19 protein-coding genes, 1 tRNA gene and 1 pseudogene are annotated in these 19,657 nt (G+C 59.5%); 7 read left to right on the top strand and 14 right to left on the bottom strand.

The genetic code is table 11. The features are described from left to right. Positions 1 to 30 precede the first annotated feature (30 nt). The gene (gene ahcY / locus D6858_RS12520; protein WP_120111044.1) at positions 31 to 1,425 is read right to left on the bottom strand and encodes an adenosylhomocysteinase; all 1,395 of its coding nucleotides are present in this window, start codon (positions 1,423 to 1,425) and stop codon (positions 31 to 33) included. A gap of 226 nt (positions 1,426 to 1,651) precedes the next feature. On the opposite strand from ahcY, the gene D6858_RS12525 reads away from it, so the two are divergent. Then, the gene (locus D6858_RS12525) at positions 1,652 to 2,131 is read left to right on the top strand and encodes a peroxiredoxin (protein ID WP_120111048.1); all 480 of its coding nucleotides are present in this window, start codon (positions 1,652 to 1,654) and stop codon (positions 2,129 to 2,131) included. Positions 2,132 to 2,259: 128 nt separating this feature from the next. Here the strand turns inward: D6858_RS12525 and folE are convergent, their stop codons facing one another. From folE to D6858_RS12545, 4 genes are all read right to left on the bottom strand, one after another. Next, positions 2,260 to 2,868: a GTP cyclohydrolase I FolE gene (folE, locus tag D6858_RS12530; RefSeq protein ID WP_120111051.1), complete on the bottom strand. Its 609-nt coding sequence runs from the start codon at positions 2,866 to 2,868 to the stop codon at positions 2,260 to 2,262. Beyond that, positions 2,807 to 4,420, bottom strand: a complete 1,614-nt coding sequence (locus tag D6858_RS12535) for a phospholipase D-like domain-containing protein (protein ID WP_240623834.1) — start codon at positions 4,418 to 4,420, stop codon at positions 2,807 to 2,809. The genes folE and D6858_RS12535 overlap by 62 nt, the downstream gene beginning before the upstream one ends. 175 nt (positions 4,421 to 4,595) lie before the next feature. Beyond that, positions 4,596 to 4,672: transfer RNA gene (locus tag D6858_RS12540), tRNA-Arg, on the bottom strand. A 47-nt stretch (positions 4,673 to 4,719) separates the two neighbouring features. Further along, positions 4,720 to 5,100, bottom strand: coding sequence for a (deoxy)nucleoside triphosphate pyrophosphohydrolase (locus D6858_RS12545; protein ID WP_338067310.1), 381 nt, complete (start codon positions 5,098 to 5,100; stop codon positions 4,720 to 4,722). A 117-nt stretch (positions 5,101 to 5,217) separates the two neighbouring features. Here D6858_RS12545 and D6858_RS12550 point away from each other — a divergent pair, with 117 nt between their 5' ends. Together D6858_RS12550 and D6858_RS12555 are read left to right on the top strand one after the other, a co-directional pair. After that, positions 5,218 to 5,397: a Flp family type IVb pilin gene (locus D6858_RS12550; RefSeq protein ID WP_120111058.1), complete on the top strand. Its 180-nt coding sequence runs from the start codon at positions 5,218 to 5,220 to the stop codon at positions 5,395 to 5,397. A 114-nt stretch (positions 5,398 to 5,511) separates the two neighbouring features. After that, on the top strand, positions 5,512 to 5,685 hold the full coding sequence (locus D6858_RS12555; RefSeq protein ID WP_102156161.1) for a Flp family type IVb pilin: 174 nt from the start codon (positions 5,512 to 5,514) through the stop codon (positions 5,683 to 5,685). Between the two features lie 81 nt (positions 5,686 to 5,766). On the opposite strand, the gene D6858_RS12560 is transcribed toward D6858_RS12555, so the two are convergent. From D6858_RS12560 to D6858_RS12575, 4 genes are all read right to left on the bottom strand, one after another. Continuing rightward, on the bottom strand, positions 5,767 to 7,239 hold the full coding sequence (locus D6858_RS12560) for a M48 family metalloprotease (protein WP_240623835.1): 1,473 nt from the start codon (positions 7,237 to 7,239) through the stop codon (positions 5,767 to 5,769). Positions 7,240 to 7,349: 110 nt separating this feature from the next. Beyond that, a complete protein-coding gene (locus D6858_RS12565) occupies positions 7,350 to 8,297 on the bottom strand; it encodes an acetyl-CoA carboxylase carboxyltransferase subunit alpha (protein WP_120111271.1) in 948 nt (315 codons plus the stop codon). A 10-nt stretch (positions 8,298 to 8,307) separates the two neighbouring features. Further along, a complete protein-coding gene (locus tag D6858_RS12570) occupies positions 8,308 to 9,186 on the bottom strand; it encodes a tyrosine recombinase (RefSeq protein WP_120111063.1) in 879 nt (292 codons plus the stop codon). Beyond that, positions 9,186 to 11,078 (bottom strand): hypothetical protein, encoded by a 1,893-nt coding sequence (locus D6858_RS12575; RefSeq protein ID WP_120111066.1) that lies wholly within the window; start codon positions 11,076 to 11,078, stop codon positions 9,186 to 9,188. The genes D6858_RS12570 and D6858_RS12575 overlap by 1 nt, the downstream gene beginning before the upstream one ends. Positions 11,079 to 11,283: 205 nt before the next feature. Between D6858_RS12575 and D6858_RS12580 the strand changes: the two genes are divergently transcribed. The 3 genes from D6858_RS12580 to D6858_RS12590 all read left to right on the top strand — a co-directional run bounded on the left by D6858_RS12580 (position 11,284) and on the right by D6858_RS12590 (position 14,458). Beyond that, positions 11,284 to 11,853, top strand: a complete 570-nt coding sequence (locus D6858_RS12580) for a shikimate kinase (RefSeq protein ID WP_120111069.1) — start codon at positions 11,284 to 11,286, stop codon at positions 11,851 to 11,853. Next, positions 11,844 to 12,953, top strand: coding sequence for a 3-dehydroquinate synthase (aroB, locus tag D6858_RS12585; protein WP_120111071.1), 1,110 nt, complete (start codon positions 11,844 to 11,846; stop codon positions 12,951 to 12,953). The genes D6858_RS12580 and aroB overlap by 10 nt, the downstream gene beginning before the upstream one ends. A gap of 98 nt (positions 12,954 to 13,051) precedes the next feature. Beyond that, positions 13,052 to 14,458, top strand: coding sequence for a peptide MFS transporter (locus tag D6858_RS12590; RefSeq protein ID WP_120111074.1), 1,407 nt, complete (start codon positions 13,052 to 13,054; stop codon positions 14,456 to 14,458). Positions 14,459 to 14,484: 26 nt separating this feature from the next. Here the strand turns inward: D6858_RS12590 and D6858_RS12595 are convergent. Continuing rightward, positions 14,485 to 14,706, bottom strand: a pseudogene (locus D6858_RS12595) (tRNA-binding protein); the annotation flags it as partial. 234 nt (positions 14,707 to 14,940) lie between these two features. Here D6858_RS12595 and D6858_RS15660 point away from each other — a divergent pair. After that, positions 14,941 to 15,354, top strand: coding sequence for a hypothetical protein (locus tag D6858_RS15660; protein ID WP_133305295.1), 414 nt, complete (start codon positions 14,941 to 14,943; stop codon positions 15,352 to 15,354). A 409-nt stretch (positions 15,355 to 15,763) separates the two neighbouring features. Here D6858_RS15660 and D6858_RS12600 read toward each other — a convergent pair whose 3' ends face one another. Genes D6858_RS12600 through bioB form a run of 4 tightly spaced genes read right to left on the bottom strand, consistent with a single transcriptional unit; the run spans position 15,764 to position 19,645 of the window. Continuing rightward, positions 15,764 to 16,135, bottom strand: a complete 372-nt coding sequence (locus D6858_RS12600; RefSeq protein ID WP_120111079.1) for a tRNA-binding protein — start codon at positions 16,133 to 16,135, stop codon at positions 15,764 to 15,766. Further along, entirely contained in the window at positions 16,135 to 18,186 is a 2,052-nt protein-coding gene (locus tag D6858_RS12605) for an acetyl-CoA carboxylase biotin carboxylase subunit (RefSeq protein ID WP_120111081.1), read from the bottom strand. The genes D6858_RS12600 and D6858_RS12605 overlap by 1 nt, the downstream gene beginning before the upstream one ends. Then, complete coding sequence (locus D6858_RS12610) at positions 18,186 to 18,611, bottom strand: lysozyme inhibitor LprI family protein (protein ID WP_240623836.1); 426 nt, start codon at positions 18,609 to 18,611, stop codon at positions 18,186 to 18,188. The genes D6858_RS12605 and D6858_RS12610 overlap by 1 nt, the downstream gene beginning before the upstream one ends. Next, positions 18,608 to 19,645 carry a biotin synthase BioB gene (bioB, locus tag D6858_RS12615; RefSeq protein WP_120111083.1) on the bottom strand — a complete coding sequence of 346 codons (1,038 nt, stop codon included), beginning with the start codon at positions 19,643 to 19,645 and terminating at the stop codon, positions 18,608 to 18,610. The genes D6858_RS12610 and bioB overlap by 4 nt, the downstream gene beginning before the upstream one ends. Positions 19,646 to 19,657: the final 12 nt, after the last annotated feature.

Genomic DNA, 19,657 nt, shown 5'->3' on the forward strand with positions numbered 1-19,657 from the left:
AGTCCGAAGACTGCCGGGGACAAAGTGCAATCAGTAACGATAATGTTCCGGCTTGAACGGACCTTCCACCGGCACACCGATATAATCGGCCTGCTGCTTGCTCAATCTGGTGAGCTTCACACCCAGTTTATCAAGGTGCAACGCCGCAACCTTCTCATCCAGATGCTTGGGCAGAACATAAACATCGTTGTTGTAACCGTTGGCGTTAGACCATAGTTCCATCTGCGCCAGCACCTGATTGGTGAACGAACAGCTCATCACAAAGCTGGGGTGGCCGGTGGCACAGGCGAGGTTCACCAGACGCCCCTTGGCCAGAACGATGATTTCCTTACCATCGGGGAACTTCACCAGATCGGTTCCCGGCTTCAGTTCGGACCATTCGTAATTGTCTAGTGCGCTGATCTGAATTTCACTGTCGAAGTGGCCGATGTTGGCGACAATGCTCATCGGCTTCATCGCTTTCATATGTTCGGCGGTAATCACGTCTTCGTTGCCGGTGGTGGTCACGAAGATATCGGCACGGGTCACGGCATCTTCCATCGTGACGACTTCATACCCTTCCATCGCCGCCTGCAGCGCGCAGATCGGATCGATCTCCGTCACCAGCACTCGCGCACCGCCATTGCGGAGCGACTGAGCGCTGCCCTTGCCGACATCGCCATAACCCGCGACGCAGGCGACCTTGCCGCTCAGCATCACGTCGGTTGCACGGCGGATGGCATCGACCAGCGATTCACGGCAGCCATAGAGGTTATCGAACTTCGACTTGGTCACACTGTCGTTCACGTTGATCGCCGGGAACGGCAGCTTGCCCTGCTTGGCGAGGTGATAAAGGCGATGGACGCCCGTGGTGGTTTCTTCCGATACGCCCTTGATCGCCTTTACGCTTTCGGTGAGGTAACCCGGCTTTGCCGCGACAAACGCCTTCAGCGCGCGCTGGAATTCGATTTCTTCGGCATTGGCCGGTTCGGGCAGCTCTTCGCCCGCTTCGATCCGTGCACCCCACAGCGCGAACATGGTCGCATCGCCACCATCGTCGAGGATCAGGTTGGCCGTGGTATCGCCCCAGTCGAAAATCTTGCCGACATAGTCCCAGTATTCGGCCAGGCTTTCGCCCTTGATCGCAAATACAGGGATATCCTGCGCGGCAATGGCAGCAGCGGCATGATCCTGAGTCGAGAAGATGTTGCAGGTGGCCCAGCGGACTTCTGCCCCCAACGCCACCAGAGTTTCGATCAGAACGGCAGTCTGGATCGTCATATGCAGCGAACCGGTGATCCGCGCCCCTTTCAGCGGCTGCTGACTGCCATATTCCGCGCGAAGCGCCATCAGACCCGGCATTTCGGTTTCGGCAATCGCGATCTCTGCGCGGCCGTAATCGGCAAGGCCAATGTCTTTGATGACGTAATCGTTGAAGTTGCTCACAAAAGATTCCTTCGGGAGTGATCGTTAGAATTCGGGCGGCAGGCGCAGCGATCGCCACAGGCCGCAATGCAGCGCGCCTTAGACGCTCACCACTGCAGAGGCAAATATAAAGATAGCTTTATATCTCTGGCACGGCACGCCAGAGCGAACTAGTCGTTGTCCCGCCATTTACGCCCCCTATATCGGGCATTCGACTACCCACAGAAGGTTCGAAAGGATTCGGAATATGACGATTGCAAAAGGTGACAAGCTGCCCGACGTGAAGCTGGTCAAGGCGACTGAAAACGGCCCCGAGGCCGTGCAGAGCAGCGACTATTTCGCCGGAAAGAAAGTGGCGCTGTTTTCTGTACCGGGCGCATTCACTCCGACCTGTTCGGCCAAACATCTGCCCGGCTTCGTCGAAAAGGCTGAAGAACTGAAGGCCAAGGGCGTGGACGAAATCGTCGGCACCGCTGTCAACGATGCGTTCGTTATGGGCGCATGGAACAAGGCCGCCGGTTCGGACGACATCACAATGCTGGCAGACGGCAACGCCGAATTCGTCGATGCACTGGGCCTGACGATGGATGGTTCGGGCTTCGGCCTCGGCAAGCGCGGCCAGCGTTTCTCGATGATCGTGGAAGACGGCGTCGTGACCGAACTGAACGTGGAAGAGCCGGGCGATTTCTCGGTTTCCAGCGCGGAACACATGCTCGGCCAGCTCTAACGACCTGACCGGCCTTCGCGGCTGGAACCGTCGATCCGGGGCCGGATACTATCATGGTATCCGGCCTTTTTTTGGTTTGGAGTTACGGGCAACCGTGCCGACACAGGGCGCATCGCGCGCGCCTGCTATCAATTCCCCATCAGTTTCAGTACTTCCTCACGGCTGCGATGATCGTCACGGAAAACCCCGCGCATTTCCGATGTGACCATCGTAACTCCGGGCGTCCGCACACCGCGCGCTGTCATACAGGCGTGGGTCGCCTCGATCACGACCGCCACACCCTGCGGCTTGAGGTTGTCCCAGATACATTGCGCCACTTCCGCCGTAAGACGTTCCTGCACCTGCAGGCGCCGGGCAAAGCCGTGAAGTACGCGGGCCAGCTTCGATATACCGACAACATGGTCGGTCGGCAGATAAGCGATATGCGCCTTGCCGATGATCGGTGCCATATGATGTTCGCAATGGCTCTGGAACGGAATGTCTTTGAGCAGCACGATTTCGTCGTAACCGCCAACTTCTTCGAAAATCCGCGACAGGTGAACCGCCGGATTTTCTTCGTACCCCTGACAATATTCCTTCCACGCGCGCGCCACCCGCTTGGGCGTATCGACCAGCCCCTCGCGCGATGGATCGTCGCCTGCCCAGCGGATCAGTGTACGGATCGCGTCCTGCACTTCAGCCGGAACGGGCGGCTTGCCCCGCGGATCGTCTTCGTCGGGGCCGACAATGCTGCTCATCCCTATTGCTTCCTCTTGTTTTCCACTCGCGCCAGTGCGCGTTCGACCAGACTTCCCTTGCGGAAAAGGCCGCCTTTGGCAAACGGCTCGAACATCTCCTCCGGCCTTTCGGATCGAGCAGTTCGGAATCAGCCAGGGTTTTCGCTACAGCATCGCCTTCAGGTGGAACAAACCGCCGCAACTGGCGCACATTGGGTTTTCCGTAAGAGCCAATGAGATTCAGCATTGACGGGTCTTCTTCTTCGAGCACCCGCCGCACGTCACCTTCTTCCATCCCGCAGTGTTCAGCCAGCAGCGAATATCGCAAAGCGGCAATACCATCATAAGCGTGGGCATTGCCGGGCCGGGTACAGTCGATAAATACATCGCATTCCGAATCCAGCCCCATCGAGCGGTTATTGAGGTTAGCGGAACCGACCCGCAGGATCATATCGTCGAATATCGCCAGCTTGGCGTGGATATAGATCGGCGTCTCGCCGGAATAGGCGACGAACAGGCCGAACCTGTTGGCATGATCCACCTCAGCCAATGCCCTGGCGATCGTGTTGCGCGCATGATCCATCGCCTGCTGCTCCAGCCATCCTTCGGCTGTTTCAGGGTGAACGATCACGATTTCAGGTGGGTCATCCTCTTTCAGACGGGCGGCCAGTGCATCGGCAATCTTGCGCGATGTCAGATACTGGTTTTCCATGTAAATAAATCGTTCGGCCCGCGCGATCTGAGACAACATAAGCACTTCGATCTCGGTTACCTCAGGTAAGCCGTCGTACTCCGCGCGAGTTCTGGCGATGCCTATTTCGACATTCTCAAATTGCACCCGCAAACCTTTGGGCCACAAGCTTTCATCCGGGATTTCCGCCGGAGCAAACGGTTTGCCCCCCGCCCGCACCCATCGCGCACGCGCCAGAGCGGCCAATGTCGCGGCCGCTTCGCCTTCGAACATCATCGTGACATCGTGCCACGGGTCGTAGCGGCGCCATCCAGGCTTCATCCGCCGCCGGTCGTGTTCGCGATGTTCGCGTGTGTCCCAGCGTTCCTGCGTCATGTCGATCCCGCCACACACCGCCAGCTTATCATCAAGCACGGCGATCTTTTGGTGATGCGAGCAGGCCACCGGGTGGTGCGTGTCGAATTTGAACGTGATCGCACGGTAACTGGCCATCCGCAGAATATCGACCAGCATGTATCCCCGTGTGAGAAAGCGGAATATGCCAAGGCTCCATTTGAGCACCCGAATCTCCAGCCCCTCCCGATGGCGTGCCAGCCACATCGGGAAACTGCCCAGTCGACGCGGATACTGACGGCGAAACGGCCTTTGAAACCAGCGGCGGCCCAATGTGAGATGGATACGGGTATCGAAATCCCATCCAACCAGAAAAATGCGATGCTTCGCATTCAGCATCGCCCGCTGCATCAATGCGAAATAATCTTCCGCGTCGATAATCAGACTGGCCCGCTCGACTTTGGCGTAGCGCCAGACACCCGGCTCGGCCGAATCGTCGCTGAACTCAATCGTATCCGGATGAGTCGTTGCCTCGTCCATATCTGACATTTATCCGATAGCTGCCCCAGCGACCCGTCGCCGCCTGCAATCAACCGACAAATTCGGGCCGGGTTCCTGCGCTCAGCGCCGCTTACGTTTAACCCAAAGCGGATGTACGTGGTCAGAAAAGCAAACCACCCAAAAAACAAAACCCCGTCCCTCTGGTGAGGGAGCGGGGTTTAGTTGGCGCGCCAGGAAGGATTCGAACCTCCGGCCGCCTGATTCGTAGTCAGGTACTCTATCCAGCTGAGCTACTGGCGCGCTTTGGAGGGCGCCACATACGGGGGCTATCCGAGCTTGGCAAGCCCTTAACCGGCCAAAAATTGCAGAAGCGCGACATCCAGCGGTGGTTTGGGCAACTCTGCCATCTCACTTCGGTCGAACCAGCCAAGCTCCGCTGCTTCCTGTGCGATAGCTTCCCCCTGCCAACGGGTGGCACTGTAAAGCAGGATGACAATCCCCGGATGGCTATCCCTCCCCCCATTTTCAGCAAATCCTACAGGTTTCAGATCGCCGGGATGCAGAGCCAGTGCGATCTCTTCCTGCAGTTCGCGGACGAGCGCGTCGCGCGGATTTTCGCCGTGTTCCACCTTACCGCCGGGAAACTCCCACAATCCCCCGTGCTGCTTTGCGAGAGGGCGCTGCTGCATCAGCCAGCGCCCGTCGTTTGCCTGCAAGGCTGCAGCCACGACCGTGATCCATGTCGGATTTTTTTCCAGTCTCGCCTCCTCCGGAAACTCTTTTTTAACGCCCTATGGTCCACAAGGCCAATCGTATCGGGGCAATTTGATTAAGGGGGCCACGCGATGAGCACATTCCTTCGTTGGATTGCCCAGGATGAAGCGGGAGCAACCGCTGTCGAATATGGACTGATTTTATCGCTAATGTTTCTTGCCATTGTCGGAACACTTAGTTCCACTGGAAGTAACACAACATCGATGTGGAATGACGTCGGCAACAAGATGACAGAATCAAATGCCGATTAAATATCTAGCTAAGGTTAGAGAATTATAAACACTCTGATCGTAGCCAGAAAATATCCCGCCTCATTTGGGTATTTGGTGGGTTTGGGTAACGAAGACTAAATCAGGAGACAACACATGCAGTTCATCAAGAACATCGTTCGCAACGAAGAAGGCGCCACCGCAATCGAATACGGCCTTATCGCCGCTCTGATCGCTGTTGCTGCTATGGCTGCCATGGGCAGCATCGGTTCGAACCTGAACACGACCTTCGGCAAGGTGAACACCAAGCTGACCGAAGCGAACAAGTAAGCCAGCCTTACGGCTAAAGGCAAAGGGCGGTGGGAGTAATCCCACCGCCCTTTCTCGTTTCCCGAACTGTCGGAAAATTGATCAACTGCCGCGAACGACGATTTTGACCTTCTGCCCCGGCGTGACCCGGTCGGACGACGAAAGACCGTTCAGCACCCGAAACCGCTGTTCCTGTGCATTGGTGTACGCCATACGCGCCGCCAGCGACCGTACCGTGTCGCGCGAACCGACGGTGACCACATCGATCCGACGCGGGATCACGCTGCCCGCTTCGCTGGCGCTGAGACGGCGGACCGATTGGTACATCGAATTGAACACGCCCGCGCCGCCCGCTTTTGTTATCGCCACGAAGTGATAGGCACGGTTGTTAGCGAATTCATAAGCGAACACAGTCACATCGACCGCACCGCTGCTCGATTGCACCCGTGCGGTGCCATAGGCGGCGGGAATGCCATTCACCGTGGTCCGCTGAATTTGCGATGGAGAGATCTGCTGCTGGTTGCTCAGCCCCGAAAAGGCCTGCCGCACATATGTTTCAAGATTTCCGCTATACGGCGCCAGCGTAAACTGCGCCTGCCCGCTTTGCCCGTTAATGGAAACGGCCTGAGTACCATTCACCATATAAAACCCGCCTGGGGCAGTGAATTTGAGGCGCATCGTCGGCTGGATGAAGCTGCTGCCTTCGATCACGCCTTGCTGCGGATCGTCGCCATACATCAGCCCGTCGACTCGCGTCAGAAACAGGTCGCGTTCGGTACGGCCGGTCGCTGCACCCGCGCGTTGCATGGCCGCCGAAACACGGCTGGCCGGATCGGGGTGAGTCGATGCCCATTCGGGGACCGTAGCGTTACCACGACCCTGCAACTGCGAATCCAGAGCGTTCTGCGCTGCCAGCGACGTCAGCAAAGTCGCCATCGCGTGCGGATCGTAGCCAGCACTCACCAGATATTTTTGGCCCAGTGCGTCAGCCTCCAGCTCTTGCGAGCGTGAGAATTTGAGCGTCAGCAACTGGGTGTATTGCGAACCTTGTGAAATCAGGTCGCCCACGCCTCCGCCGACAACCGAACCGACAACCTGCCCCAACAGGCCGAGCAGCGCGTTCTGCTGTGCCGCCTGTTGCCGCCGCTGCGAATGGCGCGCGGCGACGTGCCCAACCTCGTGCCCCAGAACCGCCGCCAGTTCAGCTTCGTTGTTCATCAACGTCACGAGCTGGCGCGTGGTATAAACATAGCCACCGGGAATCGCGAAGGCGTTGTTGACCGAGCTGTTCAGCATGGCAACTTTGAACGCACTGGGCGAAGTGGCCAGCCCGGATTGCACTGCGATCCGCTGCCCCACACCCTCGACATACTGGGCCTGCGAACCACTCATCGCTGCGCCGAACTGCTGAATAATTTCCTTGTTGGCTTCTGCCCCCTGCTGCGCTTCCGATTGCGTGATCGGCGTAGAGGCACTGGGGATCGGGCCGCCCATCGTGGCGCAGCCCGAAAGAGCCAAAGCTGTAAGCGACGCAGCAGCAGCCGCTGTGCGCGAGCGGATTGTACGAAATGACATAGGGCTCCCCTTCATGTGCGCTGGCCCCACCACCGGCGCGAGATTGTCTATGAGCGGTTTAACCACTCATACTGCGGTAATGTTCCCCGCGCCGACAAAACCGAAGGAGCTTAGTTCGCGCCGATGGCGAGAAAACGCTCCTCGCGCTGACGGCGAAGCACATCGGTGGGAATGGCAGCAAGCGCGTCAAGCTCTTCCCCGATCGCCTTGCCCAGAGCCTTTGCCATTTCCTCTGGTGCGCGGTGTGCGCCGCCAATCGGTTCGTTGATAATGCGATCGATCACGCCCAGCTTTTGCAGATTCTGCGCCGTCACTTTCATCGCTTCGGCTGCATCGGGGGCCTTTTCGGCTGTGCGCCACAGGATCGAAGCGCATCCTTCGGGGGAGATTACCGAATAGACCGCGTGTTCCAGCATCAGCACACGTTCCGCACTGGCCAACGCCACGGCCCCGCCAGATCCACCCTCACCCACGATTGTCGCCACCATCGGCACCGGAAGCGTCAGACAGGCCTCTGTCGAGCGGGCGATGGCTTCGGCCTGCCCACGCTCTTCCGCTTCGATCCCCGGAAATGCACCAGACGTATCGACCAGGGTCACCACTGGCAGGCCAAACCGGCCCGCCAGTTCCATCAGGCGAATCGCCTTGCGATACCCCTCTGGCTTACCCATCCCGAAATTGTGGCGGATGCGGCTTTCGGTATCGTGTCCCTTTTCATGGCCGATCAGGACCACCCGGCGACCATCCAGCGTCGCAAGGCCCCCCATAATCGCCTGATCGTCGCCATAGAGACGATCGCCGCCCAAAGGCACGAACTCGTCAAACGCATATTCAACATAATCGCGAAAATGCGGGCGTTTGGGATGGCGCGCGACCTGTGTCTTCTGCCACGGAGTGAGCGCGGCATACGTGCTGGCGAGCAATTCCTCGCTCTTGCGCTGAAGCCGGGCGAGTTCGCCGGAAATATCGACATCATCGCTACCGGCAGCGTCGCGCAATTCGGCAATCCGCGCATCGAGTTGAGCGACAGGCTTTTCGAAATCGAGATAAGCGTTCATCGCCAGCGCGCTAACCGGCTTCGCCCGCGCGCGCAAGCGGGTGGCGCTGGTTGACGAGCGCAACCAGGCGTGCGGCATCGACATGCGTGTATATCTGCGTGGTCGCGATATCGGCATGGCCGAGCAAGGTTTGCAGCACCCGCAAGTCCGCCCCGCCTTCCAGCAGATGCGTCGCGAATGCATGGCGCAAGACGTGCGGACTGACCTTTTCGGGTGGCAGATCGGCCCGGATCGCCAGCTCTTTCAGTAACTGGAACAGACGCACCCGCGTGAGATGTTTGCCGCCTCGCGATGCGAACAGGTAACGCCCCTCCTGCCGCACCGCCAGCCAGCGCGACAGCGCCGCTTGTGCCCGGCGGCTGACTGGCACCATCCGCGCCTGCCCGCCCTTCCCCGTCACCGTCAGGAACGGCGCGTCGCGCGGAACGGCGGACAGGGGGAGCGACACCAGCTCGGTCGCACGCAGGCCGGAGCCGTATAACAGCTCCACCAAAGCAAGCATCCGCACCCCGGCAGGCGCATCACTTTCAGCTTCGATCTCCGCACGGGACAGCAAGGCTTCCACCTGATCGTGGCTTAATATTTTGGGCAATGGGCGACGGGTTGCCGGGCGCGGCAAAGCGTTACTCGGATCGTCCGCCCGCAACCCTTCGTCCACCAGAAAGCCATAGAACTGGCGCAAAGCCGATGCCTTGCGCGCCACTGTTGCCGGGGCCAGCCCGTTCCACACTTTCGCCAGCGTGGCCAGTTGTTCCCCCGATGCAGCGGCAAGATTGCCCACCGCGTCCGCCGCCTGATCCAGATCGCGGCGATAGGCTGCGATAGTATTGGCTGCTGCCCCCCGCTCTGCAGCGAGCATCGCGAGGAAGGCATCGATCTCTGGCTGCATCAGGCCCGCGCGACAGCCTCCGCCGCGATCATGCGCGCTTCGGCCGACAGACCCACGCGGTTCAATGCGGAAACGATGTGGTAGAGGTGGCGCGGCGTCATCTGTTCCCACCCCGTGCCCTGCATCCCGACCCCGGCAAGCAGCGCGACCAGCGCCTTGTTATCGACCTGCGCTGCGCGATCGATCATCGTGGCCCACTTGGTCGAAGCGGTCAGGTTGACACCCAGATCGCTAGCGGCGGAACCGATATCGCCCTGATCCATCCTCCCAAGCCCGGCCAGTCCGGCCAACAGGAATTTTGCGCGCCGCCGACCGCTGCTGTCATCATCGCTGGCAAAAGAACCGATCGCCCCGGCTCCGACTTTGGCGCGATATTCGGGCGCAGCAAGCGCCAGCAGCGCCCACCCTTCGCTCCCGTCATCCACGACATTGGCCCAACGCAGCGCATTGCGGTCCAGCCCGGCAGAGAGCATCGAGGCAATCAGTTCCCCCGCATCATCCGCATGATCGGCACTCGGTTCCACGCGCGCGGCGGCATATGCGGTGAGAACAAGGCGCGAATAATCCTTCGCAGTCTTGTCGCCCCACAATGTACGGATGGCATTCATCCGGGCCGCATCGTCCGCCCCGACATAGGCCTGACGCAAAGTGCGCGCGGTCTGCGCGGGCTGCCCATCGTCTTCATTCGCCGTTTCGGCGTGGAGCTGCGCGTACAGATCGATCATCGCGCGAGCCGACAAGATACCCTCTCGACCTGCCAGATCGGCCGCGGCAATCCGTTGCGGCAGGCCAAGCATCGGCACAGTCGCACTTGCCCGCATGTAATAAGGGGTGGGATTCTGCAGCAGCTTTTCAGGGATGGTTTCCCCCACGGCGTTGGCCAGCGCGAAGCGCCACGGAGTCAGTTCATCCACCCCGTCCCATTCGATAGTCACCGCCGCGCGCTGTTGCCCTGCCGCACCGGCGAACCGTTGCGCCAGCAGCACATCGATCCGGTCGGCCTTTCCGCGCGAACGCAGGCGGTTGAGATCGGTGCGCGCCCGCGCCGCTTCCCCGGCGTAGGAATTGCAGATGGCCTGCAACATATGCCAGGTCGGGTCTTCGCGCAGGCCGCTTTTGAGGCGCACAACGGGGCAGGCACCGACAAGATCGGCCGTGCCGATATAGGCATCGACGGCGGCATTCGTCAGGTCGAGGTTCCAGTTCGCAGTATCGACATCCTGTACGACAGCGCGCGCGGCGGCGAATTCACCGATCCGGTTGAGCAATGCCGCCCGCAAAGCTGCGAATTCTGCCGGGTCCATTCCTTGCGGTGCCGCCAGCCGACTGGCCAATGCACGGCGCAACAGGATATGGCCCCAGCGCGAAACCACCGGCCCTTTCGTGCCAGCCAGCGCGGCACGCACCAGTTGCGCCGGTTGTCTGGCCAGCGAAAATGTCGGCAGGCCGCCTTCGGCCGGGGCAAGCACCCCCACCTGCTCCATAGATCGGCGGGCGGCGGGCGGAATATCGACTTTAGGCTTCAGGCCCAGCGCTTCATCCAGATCGTCGGTCGACATCGACTCAAGCTGTTCCAGCGACGGCAGCTTTCCGTTAAAAGTCGGCAGTGCCCCGGCCACTTCCCCCGCCGTTGCCGCACCTTGCGGCAAAGGCTGAACGATGGGAGTCGACGCAGCAGAGGGCGTATTGCCACCATTGGCCGGGCGCGACGGTGTTTGCGGTGTAGCGGTAGGGCGCGATGTCGGGCGCGCACTGGGCGCAGGCGTGGGTGCAGGCCTGGGATCTTCGAAACCGGGCGGCAGCAGCGATTCGGGTGCATCCTGCGCCATCGCCAGCGCCGAAACCAGCGCCAGAGCAGTGGCCCCGCCAACAAGGAACAGCGAACGTTTCACGACGTGGCCCCCGGTACAGCGACAGATTGCACAATCGGGCGCAACGGTTCTTCACCGCCATCGACCCACGCATAAATCACGACAATCCCGGCCAGAGCGCCAGCGATCAGTGCCATTCGTTTTCCGCCAGTTCCCACGCGCGACTTACCTGTTCCCACTTGCTGATGGTTGCACCGGCCCTAGCCCATCTATAGGCGAGGCGGCAATGGACACCGAACCCCTTAGCCTGAGCAAATCCGAAATCGAAGCGATCGCTCGTCGGATAAAACGGCCAATCGTGCTGGTTGGTCTGATGGGTGTGGGTAAATCGACTGTCGGGCGCAAGCTGGCCAATATGCTGTCGCTCGATTTCGTGGATACCGACCACGAAATCGAACAGGCCGCTGCGATGACCATCCCCGAAATGTTCGAACAATTCGGAGAAGCATACTTTCGCGATGGCGAGCGCAGAGTGCTGGCACGCCTGATGGAGGAACATCACGGCGTGATCGCTACCGGCGGCGGCGCGTTCGTCAACGACGAAACGCGTGAGCAGATTCTGGCCAATGGCATCGCGGTGTGGATCGATTGCGATATCGACACGCTGGTGCAACGGACTGCGCGCAAAGACAGCCGGCCGTTGCTGAAAGATGGCGACCCGAAAGAAATCCTCTCTCGGCTGCACGACGAACGCGCGCCATTCTATAGTCAGGCCCCGATCCGCGTCGCCAGCGCCGACGGGCCGCACCACGACACTGCGCTGGCAATTATCGAGGCAATCGACCGATGGCTGTGATCCCTGTCGATCTTTCCGGGCGCGAATACGACGTCCATGTCGGGCGCGACCTGCTGGAAGGCGCCGGGCGACTGGCACGCAATTTCATCCGCAAACAGATGGTATGCGTGGTGGCGGACGAACGCGCGCACGAACTGCACGGCCGCCGTCTGGAAACCGCGCTGATGGAACAGGGGCACGATGTCGCCTGGTATCTCGTTCCATCGGGTGAAGCGTCCAAGAGCTGGAACGGGCTGGCTCAGCTTTGCGAATGGCTGCTCGATAAAGAAGTGGAGCGTGGCGACCATGTCTTTGCACTGGGCGGCGGGGTCGTGGGCGACCTGACCGGCTTCGCCTGCGCGATACTCAAACGCGGCTGCGGCTTCGTGCAATTGCCGACCACGCTGCTGGCGCAAGTCGACAGCTCGGTTGGCGGCAAGACCGCGATCAACACCCGCGCGGGCAAGAATCTGGTCGGAGCGTTTCACCAGCCATCATTGGTGCTGGCCGATCTCGGCACGCTCGCCACCCTGCCACCGCGCGAATTGCGCGCGGGCTATGCCGAAGTGCTGAAATACGGTGTTCTGGGCGACCGCGCGTTTTTCGACTGGCTCTCCGCCAACGGTCCTGCTGTGCTCTCGCTGGAAGAACAGCCGCTCGAATATGCCGTTTCGATGAGCATCGCAGCCAAGGCGCGCATCGTGGCGGAGGACGAGCGTGAAACCAGCGGCCGCCGCGCGCTGCTCAATCTCGGCCATACGTTCGGCCATGCGCTGGAGGCGGAGACCGGCTTTTCCGACCGCCTGCTGCATGGCGAAGGGGTGGCGTTGGGCATGGTGCTGGCCGCGCGATATTCTGCGCGAATGGGGATGATCGGGGATGCCGATGCCGATCTGGTGGCACAGGCAGTGGCAACTGCTGGCCTACCACACGATCTTGCCGATCTCGCCCTCGATTGCGACGGGCAAAAGCTGGCCGCGCATATGCGGCATGACAAGAAGATGGACGCAGGCACCCTTCCCTTCGTCTTGCTGGAAGCGGTGGGCAAGGCCGTGCTCAAACGCGATGTCTCGCTCGACGATGTAGCTGCATTTCTGGATGGACAACTGCGCGTCGCGTAATTTGGCACATAGCATGGCGTATCGATATTTCGCCTGACAGACCGATCATTGCCCGCTAACTCGATACGATTGAAACCAATCGTATTGCCGGGGATGCCATGACCGCAGCCGAAGCCACACCCGAAGTCGATCCCGAAACCGTGGAGGCAGTCGTCCGCGACGACCGCGCTTTCATCGGCCACCCCAAGGGGCTGGGATATCTCGGCTTCGTCGAGGCGTGCGAGCGTTTTTCGTATTATTCGATGCAGACGCTGCTGGTCCTGTACATGACCAAGTATCTGCTGCTGCCGCAAAATGCCGTGAACGTGATCGGCCTGGGCGCGGTGGAGAATTTCTACGGCCTCAACGGTCAGCCACTCGCATCGCGCATTTTCGGTGACTATACTTCGCTGGTCTATCTCACCCCCATCGTCGGCGGGATAATGGCCGACCGCTGGCTGGGCCGCCGCGCCGCGCTGATCGCAGGGGCAGCGATTATGTCGCTCGGCCACTTCCTGATGGCGTTCGAGGGGGCGTTCCTGTTCGCTCTGCTGGCACTGATCGTCGGGGTCGGGTTGTTCAAGGGCAATATCGCCAGCCAGGTGGGCGAATTGTATAGCGAAAACGACAATCGCCGGGCGATGGCGTTCCAGATATTCTATATCTTCATCAACGTCAGCGTGATTGCCGCGCCGCTGATTTCGGGCACTTTGGGGCAAGATGTGGGCTGGCACTATGGATTCGGCACCGCCGGCATCGTGATGGTGCTGGGCCTGCTGATCTATCTGAAGGCGCGCCCCTGGCTGCCCGCCGATAACAAGCCGCAACGGCAGGAAAAAACGCCGCGTGAAAAAATCCAGCCGCACGAATGGCCGCGACTGATCGCACTGCTGATTCTGGTGCCGGTGCTGGCTGTCTCGCTGCTGACCAATCAGGAGATATTCAACGCCTATCTGGTGTGGGCCGATACGAAGTTCACGCTGAACCTGTTGGGCATTCAGATGTACAGCAGCTGGATGATTACCATCGATGCGGCGGTGTCGTTCTCGATGCTGGTGGCGGTAGCATGGTTCTGGAATTATGTCGGTAAAAAGACCGGTCGCGAGCCGGACGAACTGGGCAAGATGATCATCGGCAGCGTCTTCACCATTTCCGGCGGTCTGTGCCTCTATATGGGCGCAGTCACCGCGGGCGATGGCAAAGTGGCGATGTTCTGGCCGCTGATGTTCCACCTGCTGAACTCGATCGGCTTCGCGCACATCCTGCCGGTCAGTCTGGCGCTGTTCACCAAGCTGGCACCGCGCGCGCTGAATGCGACGGTGATCGGGATTTATTACCTCGCCTTCTTCGCCTCGAACTATGTCGTCGGCACTATCGGCGGATGGTATTCGTCGATGCCGACACCGCAATTCTGGCTGGTCCACGTTGCCAGCGCAGCGGTCGGGCTGGTGGCATTCGTGCTGTTCAAGGTGTTCCTCGGCAAACAGATGCAGGATATTCCGGCGGGCGCGGAAAGCGGGCGATGACCCGCTTTACCGACCTGTCAGCCCACTCAAAACAACCGTGACCCATTCGGCACTTTCACATCGGGTGCGAACAGGACGACTTCGCCTGCTTCGTCGGCGAAGCCCAGTGCCAGCACTTCGGACATGAATTTGCCGATCTGGCGCGGGGGGAAGTTGACCACGGCGGCTACCTGGCGGCCGGGCAATTCGTCCAGCGTGTAGTTCGCAGTGATCTGGGCGCTGGTTTTCTTCACCCCGATAGCCAGGCCGACGATGCTGGGGGTGAAGTAAAAGAAGGGAAAATCTCCCTGACCTCTGTCGGCACCCGCAACAGGTGGCAGTGCCGAAAGGGATCAGGGAACCGTCGCGACGAACCGACACGGCTAGCTTGCCAACAGCCTCCTCGGAATGGCCCATATTACCACAACCAGATACTGGCTCAAATATGTCCACGCCGCCTAGGAGAAACAGGGCAATCATCATCTTCTAGAAATCACGTATCAATGATGAATATGAATATTTATTTATTCCTATTCCTACTTAACCTTTCCCTAAATTTAGAAAAAACAAAAACACCAACGGTTAACCCAATAAAACCCATCAGTACAACACCATCAGAAATGCCAATCGCTTCGCGAAAACTCCATCCAGTTTCTTTCACAAAGGCGACTGCAATTGATGAAGACATCACAGAAACAGCGACAATAATGTATAGGTTAATCGATTTATTGAGCATTTTTATCAATCCGAGCTCAAGTTATGCCCCGTTTTCATTTGATAAGCTCGGCGGGCCCGGCTCACACAAAAGTTTTGACCTGCTGCAGCAGCACCTGCGCCGATTCCTGCCCCAAAAATACCTCATCCGAGAGGAGTGGAAAGCGGCGTTGCCGCTACACCTGCAATCACACCCAAGATAGCCCCTCCAACAGCGGCAACTACAGTGCATGCGCTCTGACTGCTATCACCGCCTACAGATTGATTACCACCACAAACCAGATCAATCTCATCAATTGTAAGTACTTGCATCAAACCACCTGTCGCCACCCAACCTTTATCGAGTGACCTCACAAATAAAGATACCAATCAAATCATGATACCATCATATTGATGAATACTCAAACCATTTTTATAATCTACACTATATTCTTAAAATTTGTTAATAGCAGACCAACTGATCCGTTGAAGTAACGCGGAAAGACCGAATCCAATATCCAACTTAAATTGGAGAGCGCCCCCAGACAGAGGTCTCTAAGGGTCGCTTTGAAATTCGCAACGGGACGCCACTAAGCACAGCGTCATCTTCGCTCCCAACCGCAGGACCCTCAATCAAAACAAACGTGACCCATTCGGTACTTTCACATCGGGCGCGAACAGGACGACTTCGCCTGCTTCGTCCGCGAAGCCCAGTGTCAGCACTTCGGACATGAATTTGCCGATCTGGCGCGGGGGGAAGTTGACCACGGCGGCCACCTGACGGCCGGGTAATTCGTCCAGCGTATAGTTCGCGGTGATCTGGGCGCTGGTTTTCTTCACCCCGATAGCCGGGCCGAAATCGATCCGAAGTTTGTAGGCAGGCTTGCGCGCTTCGGGGTATTCCTCGGCTGCGATAATCGTGCCGACGCGGATATCGGTTTTGAGGAAATCGTCGAACGCGATCTCCTCGCACCGGGGGGCATCGGGGGCGTGGCTCAGGTGCATTATTCGAGTTCCAGAATAACCTCGTCAACGGCCAGACTATCGCCCTGCGCGGCGTTGATTTTCGCCACTTTGGCGGTCTTTTCCGCGCGGAGGATGTTTTCCATCTTCATCGCTTCCACTGTGGCCAGCGGCTGGCCCGGCTGAACCTCGTCCCCTTCGGCCACGTGCAGCGCGACCAGCAGGCCGGGCATCGGGCAGATCAGCAGCTTGGACAGATCGGGCGGCACCTTCTCGATCATATGCGCGGCCAGCGGCGCAACATGGGCGGGCAGGATACGCAGCACGTGCTTAGCCCCGTGGGTGGTGATGGCATAGCCGGTGCGGGTCGGTTCGAGCTGCAGCCCGTATTGCCCGATCGGTGCGGCGTCCTCGTCATCAGCATCGGCGTAGTGCTTCACGTCCACAAACCGTTCGCCGGGGGTGTAGGCCATTTCAAGGACGACCGGCTCGCCATCCACGGTGATCGCGTCTTCTTCCAGACTGACCTGATGATCGGTGCCACCAACAGTGACCACCCAGTCACCGGGAGGGGGCATCGCTCCGTCGAGCTGGCCATCGATCCGCCGCGCCCGGTCGGCATCGAGCGTCGCAATCACACCGCCTACCGCCGCCAGCACTTGGCGGCGTTGATCGGTCAGCGGCGCACCTTCGAAGCCATCGGGATATTCCTCGGCAATAAAGCCGGTCGTCAGCGCCCCTTCGCGGAAACGTGGGTGCTGCATGATCGCGGACAGAAAATCGACGTTGTGGCCCAGCCCCTGAAGGCGGAACGCATCCAGCGCATCGATCTGCTTGTCCGCCGCCTCGTCGCGGGTTTTGCCCCAAGTGATCAGCTTGGCGATCATCGGGTCGTAGAACATCGACACCTCACCGCCTTCGAACACGCCATCGTCCACCCGCACACCATCGATACCGCGGCGGCCATTGGCGGCACCATCGTCGGTCCACCCTTCGATCGGCGGCTGGTATTTCACCAGACGGCCAATGCTAGGCAGGAACCCGCGATAGGGGTCTTCGGCATAGACGCGGTTTTCGATCGCCCAGCCATCGATCCCGATGTCATCCTGCGTGAACGGCAATGCCTCACCCGCTGCGACGCGGATCATCTGTTCGACCAGATCGATCCCGGTGATCGCCTCGGTCACGGGATGCTCCACCTGGAGCCGGGTGTTCATTTCCAGGAAGTAGAAACTTTCGCCTGTCGGATCGGCGCCCGAAACGATCAATTCGACGGTGCCAGCACTAAAATATCCGACCTTGTGTGACAAATTGACGCACTGTTCCCCCATCGCCCGGCGCATTTTGTCGGTAACAAAAGGACTTGGCGCTTCCTCAACGACTTTCTGATGACGTCTTTGGATGGAGCATTCGCGTTCGTTGAGATAGACGATATTGCCGTGCTTATCGCCCAGAATCTGGATTTCGATATGGCGCGGGTCTTCGATGAATTTCTCAATAAAAACACGGTCATCGCCGAAGGAATTGAGCCCTTCGCGCTTCACGCTTTCGAACCCTTCGCGCACGTCCTTTTCGCTGTAGGCAAGGCGCATCCCCTTGCCCCCGCCGCCTGCGCTGGCCTTCATCATCACGGGATAGCCGATTTCATTGCTGATCTCGACCGCGTGATCGGTGTCTCGGATCTCTCCAACGAAGCCGGGGACGACGTTAACCCGCGCTTCTTTCGCGAGTTTTTTGGATTCGATCTTGTCGCCCATCGCCGCGATGGCATTGGCCGGGGGGCCGATGAAGGCGATACCAGCGGCGTCCAGCGCCTCCACGAAACTGGCCCGTTCGGACAGGAATCCATAGCCGGGATGAACCGCCTCTGCGCCCGTATCCTTGCACGCCTGAATGATTTTTTCCGCCAGCAGATAGCTCTCGGCGGCGGGCGGCGGGCCAAGATGCACCGCCTCGTCCGCCATTTTCACAAACGGCGCCCGCGCATCGGCATCGGAATAAACGGCAACCGTCTGGATGCCCATCCGGCGCGCGGTCTTGATGACCCGGCAAGCGATTTCGCCGCGATTGGCGATGAGGATTTTCTTGAACATCAGTGTTCTATCTCCACGTGATCACGCAATTGCTTCGTGCGCGCTTCGGTCAGACTGGTAAGGCAGGTGTTCTGTAGCAGCGGCCATATCGTGCCGCTTTCGCTACGCGGCCCGTTCTCCGCCAGACATTGTGCATCGCGATAGGCCAGCCATTTACGCTGGGCATCAAGATGGCGGCTCTTCGTGTCCCCGGACGCCTCGCTCGCAAGAACCTGCCATGCCTCATTAAGGGCAATGTCCGCTCGTAAATAATCGCGGTAAGAACATATATTCATGTCAGACTGCGTAATGGGTTCTTTGCAATCGGGTGGCGGCGATATCGCCATAGACTGGGCCAGCGCGCACTTGTCATGCTCCAGCGCGTTACGCGACGCGCCGCAGTCCTGCATTGCTGCCGCTGCGAGAATGGCAATTGCACCAATCACTCAGCCGCCTCCAACGCGCCGCATCCGCGCGCCTGTGCAGCCCGCATCGGCTCTTCGCCTTCCAGCGCAGTCATACCAAGGCGGGCGAACAGCGCAGCGTCGCTATCGTCGCCTGCATTGGGCGCAGTCAGCAGCTTGTCACCAGTGAAGATCGAGTTCGCTCCGGCGAGGAAGCACAATGCCTGTGTCGCATCGCTCATGCTCTCACGACCGGCCGAAAGGCGCACCATCGAGAGCGGCATGGTGATCCGCGCCACCGCGACGGTGCGGACGAACTCGATGTCGTCGATCTTGGCGAGCGGCGTATCGGCCAGCATGTCGCCCAGCACCGTGCCCTTGACCGGCACCAGCGCGTTGACCGGCACGCTCTCGGGATGCTGCGGCAGCGTAGCCAGCGTGTGGACGAAGCCGACGCGGTCCTCGCGCGTCTCGCCCATGCCGACGATCCCGCCGCTGCACACGTTGATCCCCGCCGCGCGCACGTTCGAGAGCGTGTCGAGCCGATCCTCCATCGTGCGGGTAGTAATCACGCGCTCGTAATATTCAGGGCTGCTGTCGATATTGTGGTTGTAGTAATCGAGGCCCGCTTTTTTCAGCTGAGCGGCCTGATCCGCGGTCAGCATCCCCAGCGTCATGCAGGTTTCCAGCCCCATCGCCCGCACGCCTTTCACGATCTCGATAATCGCGGGCATGTCGCGGTCTTTGGGGTTGCGCCAGGCGGCCCCCATACAGAACCGCTGACTGCCGTGATCCTTGGCCTGCGCCGCCGATTGCAGCACGGCCTGCACATCCATGAGTTTGCTCGCCGCAACTCCGCTGTCCGCTTTGACCGACTGCGAGCAATAGCCGCAATCTTCCGGGCAACCGCCAGTCTTGATCGACAACAGCGTGCATAACTGCACCTGATCGGGCGGATGGTTTTCCCGATGAACGCTGGCTGCCCGAAACAGTAGTTCGGTAAACGGCAGATCGAACAGCTCCGCGATTTCCTCGCGGGTCCAGTCGGTGCGAACGGTATTACTAGATTGGGTCAATCGATCACCCTT

The sequence above is a fragment of the Tsuneonella suprasediminis genome (assembly GCF_003605755.1).
Lineage (GTDB): Bacteria > Pseudomonadota > Alphaproteobacteria > Sphingomonadales > Sphingomonadaceae > Tsuneonella > Tsuneonella suprasediminis.

What these genes read in the sequence shown, in the direction of transcription:
- D6858_RS12580 (WP_120111069.1), top strand. Translation starts at nt 11,284, where the DNA reads ATGGACACCGAACCCCTTAGCCTGAGCAAATCCGAAATCGAAGCGATC.
- D6858_RS12605 (WP_120111081.1), bottom strand. Translation starts at nt 18,186, where the DNA reads ATGTTCAAGAAAATCCTCATCGCCAATCGCGGCGAAATCGCTTGCCGG.
- D6858_RS12600 (WP_120111079.1), bottom strand. Translation starts at nt 16,135, where the DNA reads ATGCACCTGAGCCACGCCCCCGATGCCCCCCGGTGCGAGGAGATCGCG.
- D6858_RS12565 (WP_120111271.1), bottom strand. Translation starts at nt 8,297, where the DNA reads ATGAACGCTTATCTCGATTTCGAAAAGCCTGTCGCTCAACTCGATGCG.
- D6858_RS12550 (WP_120111058.1), top strand. Translation starts at nt 5,218, where the DNA reads ATGAGCACATTCCTTCGTTGGATTGCCCAGGATGAAGCGGGAGCAACC.
- D6858_RS12570 (WP_120111063.1), bottom strand. Translation starts at nt 9,186, where the DNA reads ATGCAGCCAGAGATCGATGCCTTCCTCGCGATGCTCGCTGCAGAGCGG.
- D6858_RS12560 (WP_240623835.1), bottom strand. Translation starts at nt 7,239, where the DNA reads ATGTCATTTCGTACAATCCGCTCGCGCACAGCGGCTGCTGCTGCGTCG.
- aroB (WP_120111071.1), top strand. Translation starts at nt 11,844, where the DNA reads ATGGCTGTGATCCCTGTCGATCTTTCCGGGCGCGAATACGACGTCCAT.
- D6858_RS12525 (WP_120111048.1), top strand. Translation starts at nt 1,652, where the DNA reads ATGACGATTGCAAAAGGTGACAAGCTGCCCGACGTGAAGCTGGTCAAG.
- D6858_RS12535 (WP_240623834.1), bottom strand. Translation starts at nt 4,420, where the DNA reads ATGTCAGATATGGACGAGGCAACGACTCATCCGGATACGATTGAGTTC.
- D6858_RS15660 (WP_133305295.1), top strand. Translation starts at nt 14,941, where the DNA reads ATGATGAATATGAATATTTATTTATTCCTATTCCTACTTAACCTTTCC.
- D6858_RS12590 (WP_120111074.1), top strand. Translation starts at nt 13,052, where the DNA reads ATGACCGCAGCCGAAGCCACACCCGAAGTCGATCCCGAAACCGTGGAG.
- D6858_RS12555 (WP_102156161.1), top strand. Translation starts at nt 5,512, where the DNA reads ATGCAGTTCATCAAGAACATCGTTCGCAACGAAGAAGGCGCCACCGCA.
- folE (WP_120111051.1), bottom strand. Translation starts at nt 2,868, where the DNA reads ATGAGCAGCATTGTCGGCCCCGACGAAGACGATCCGCGGGGCAAGCCG.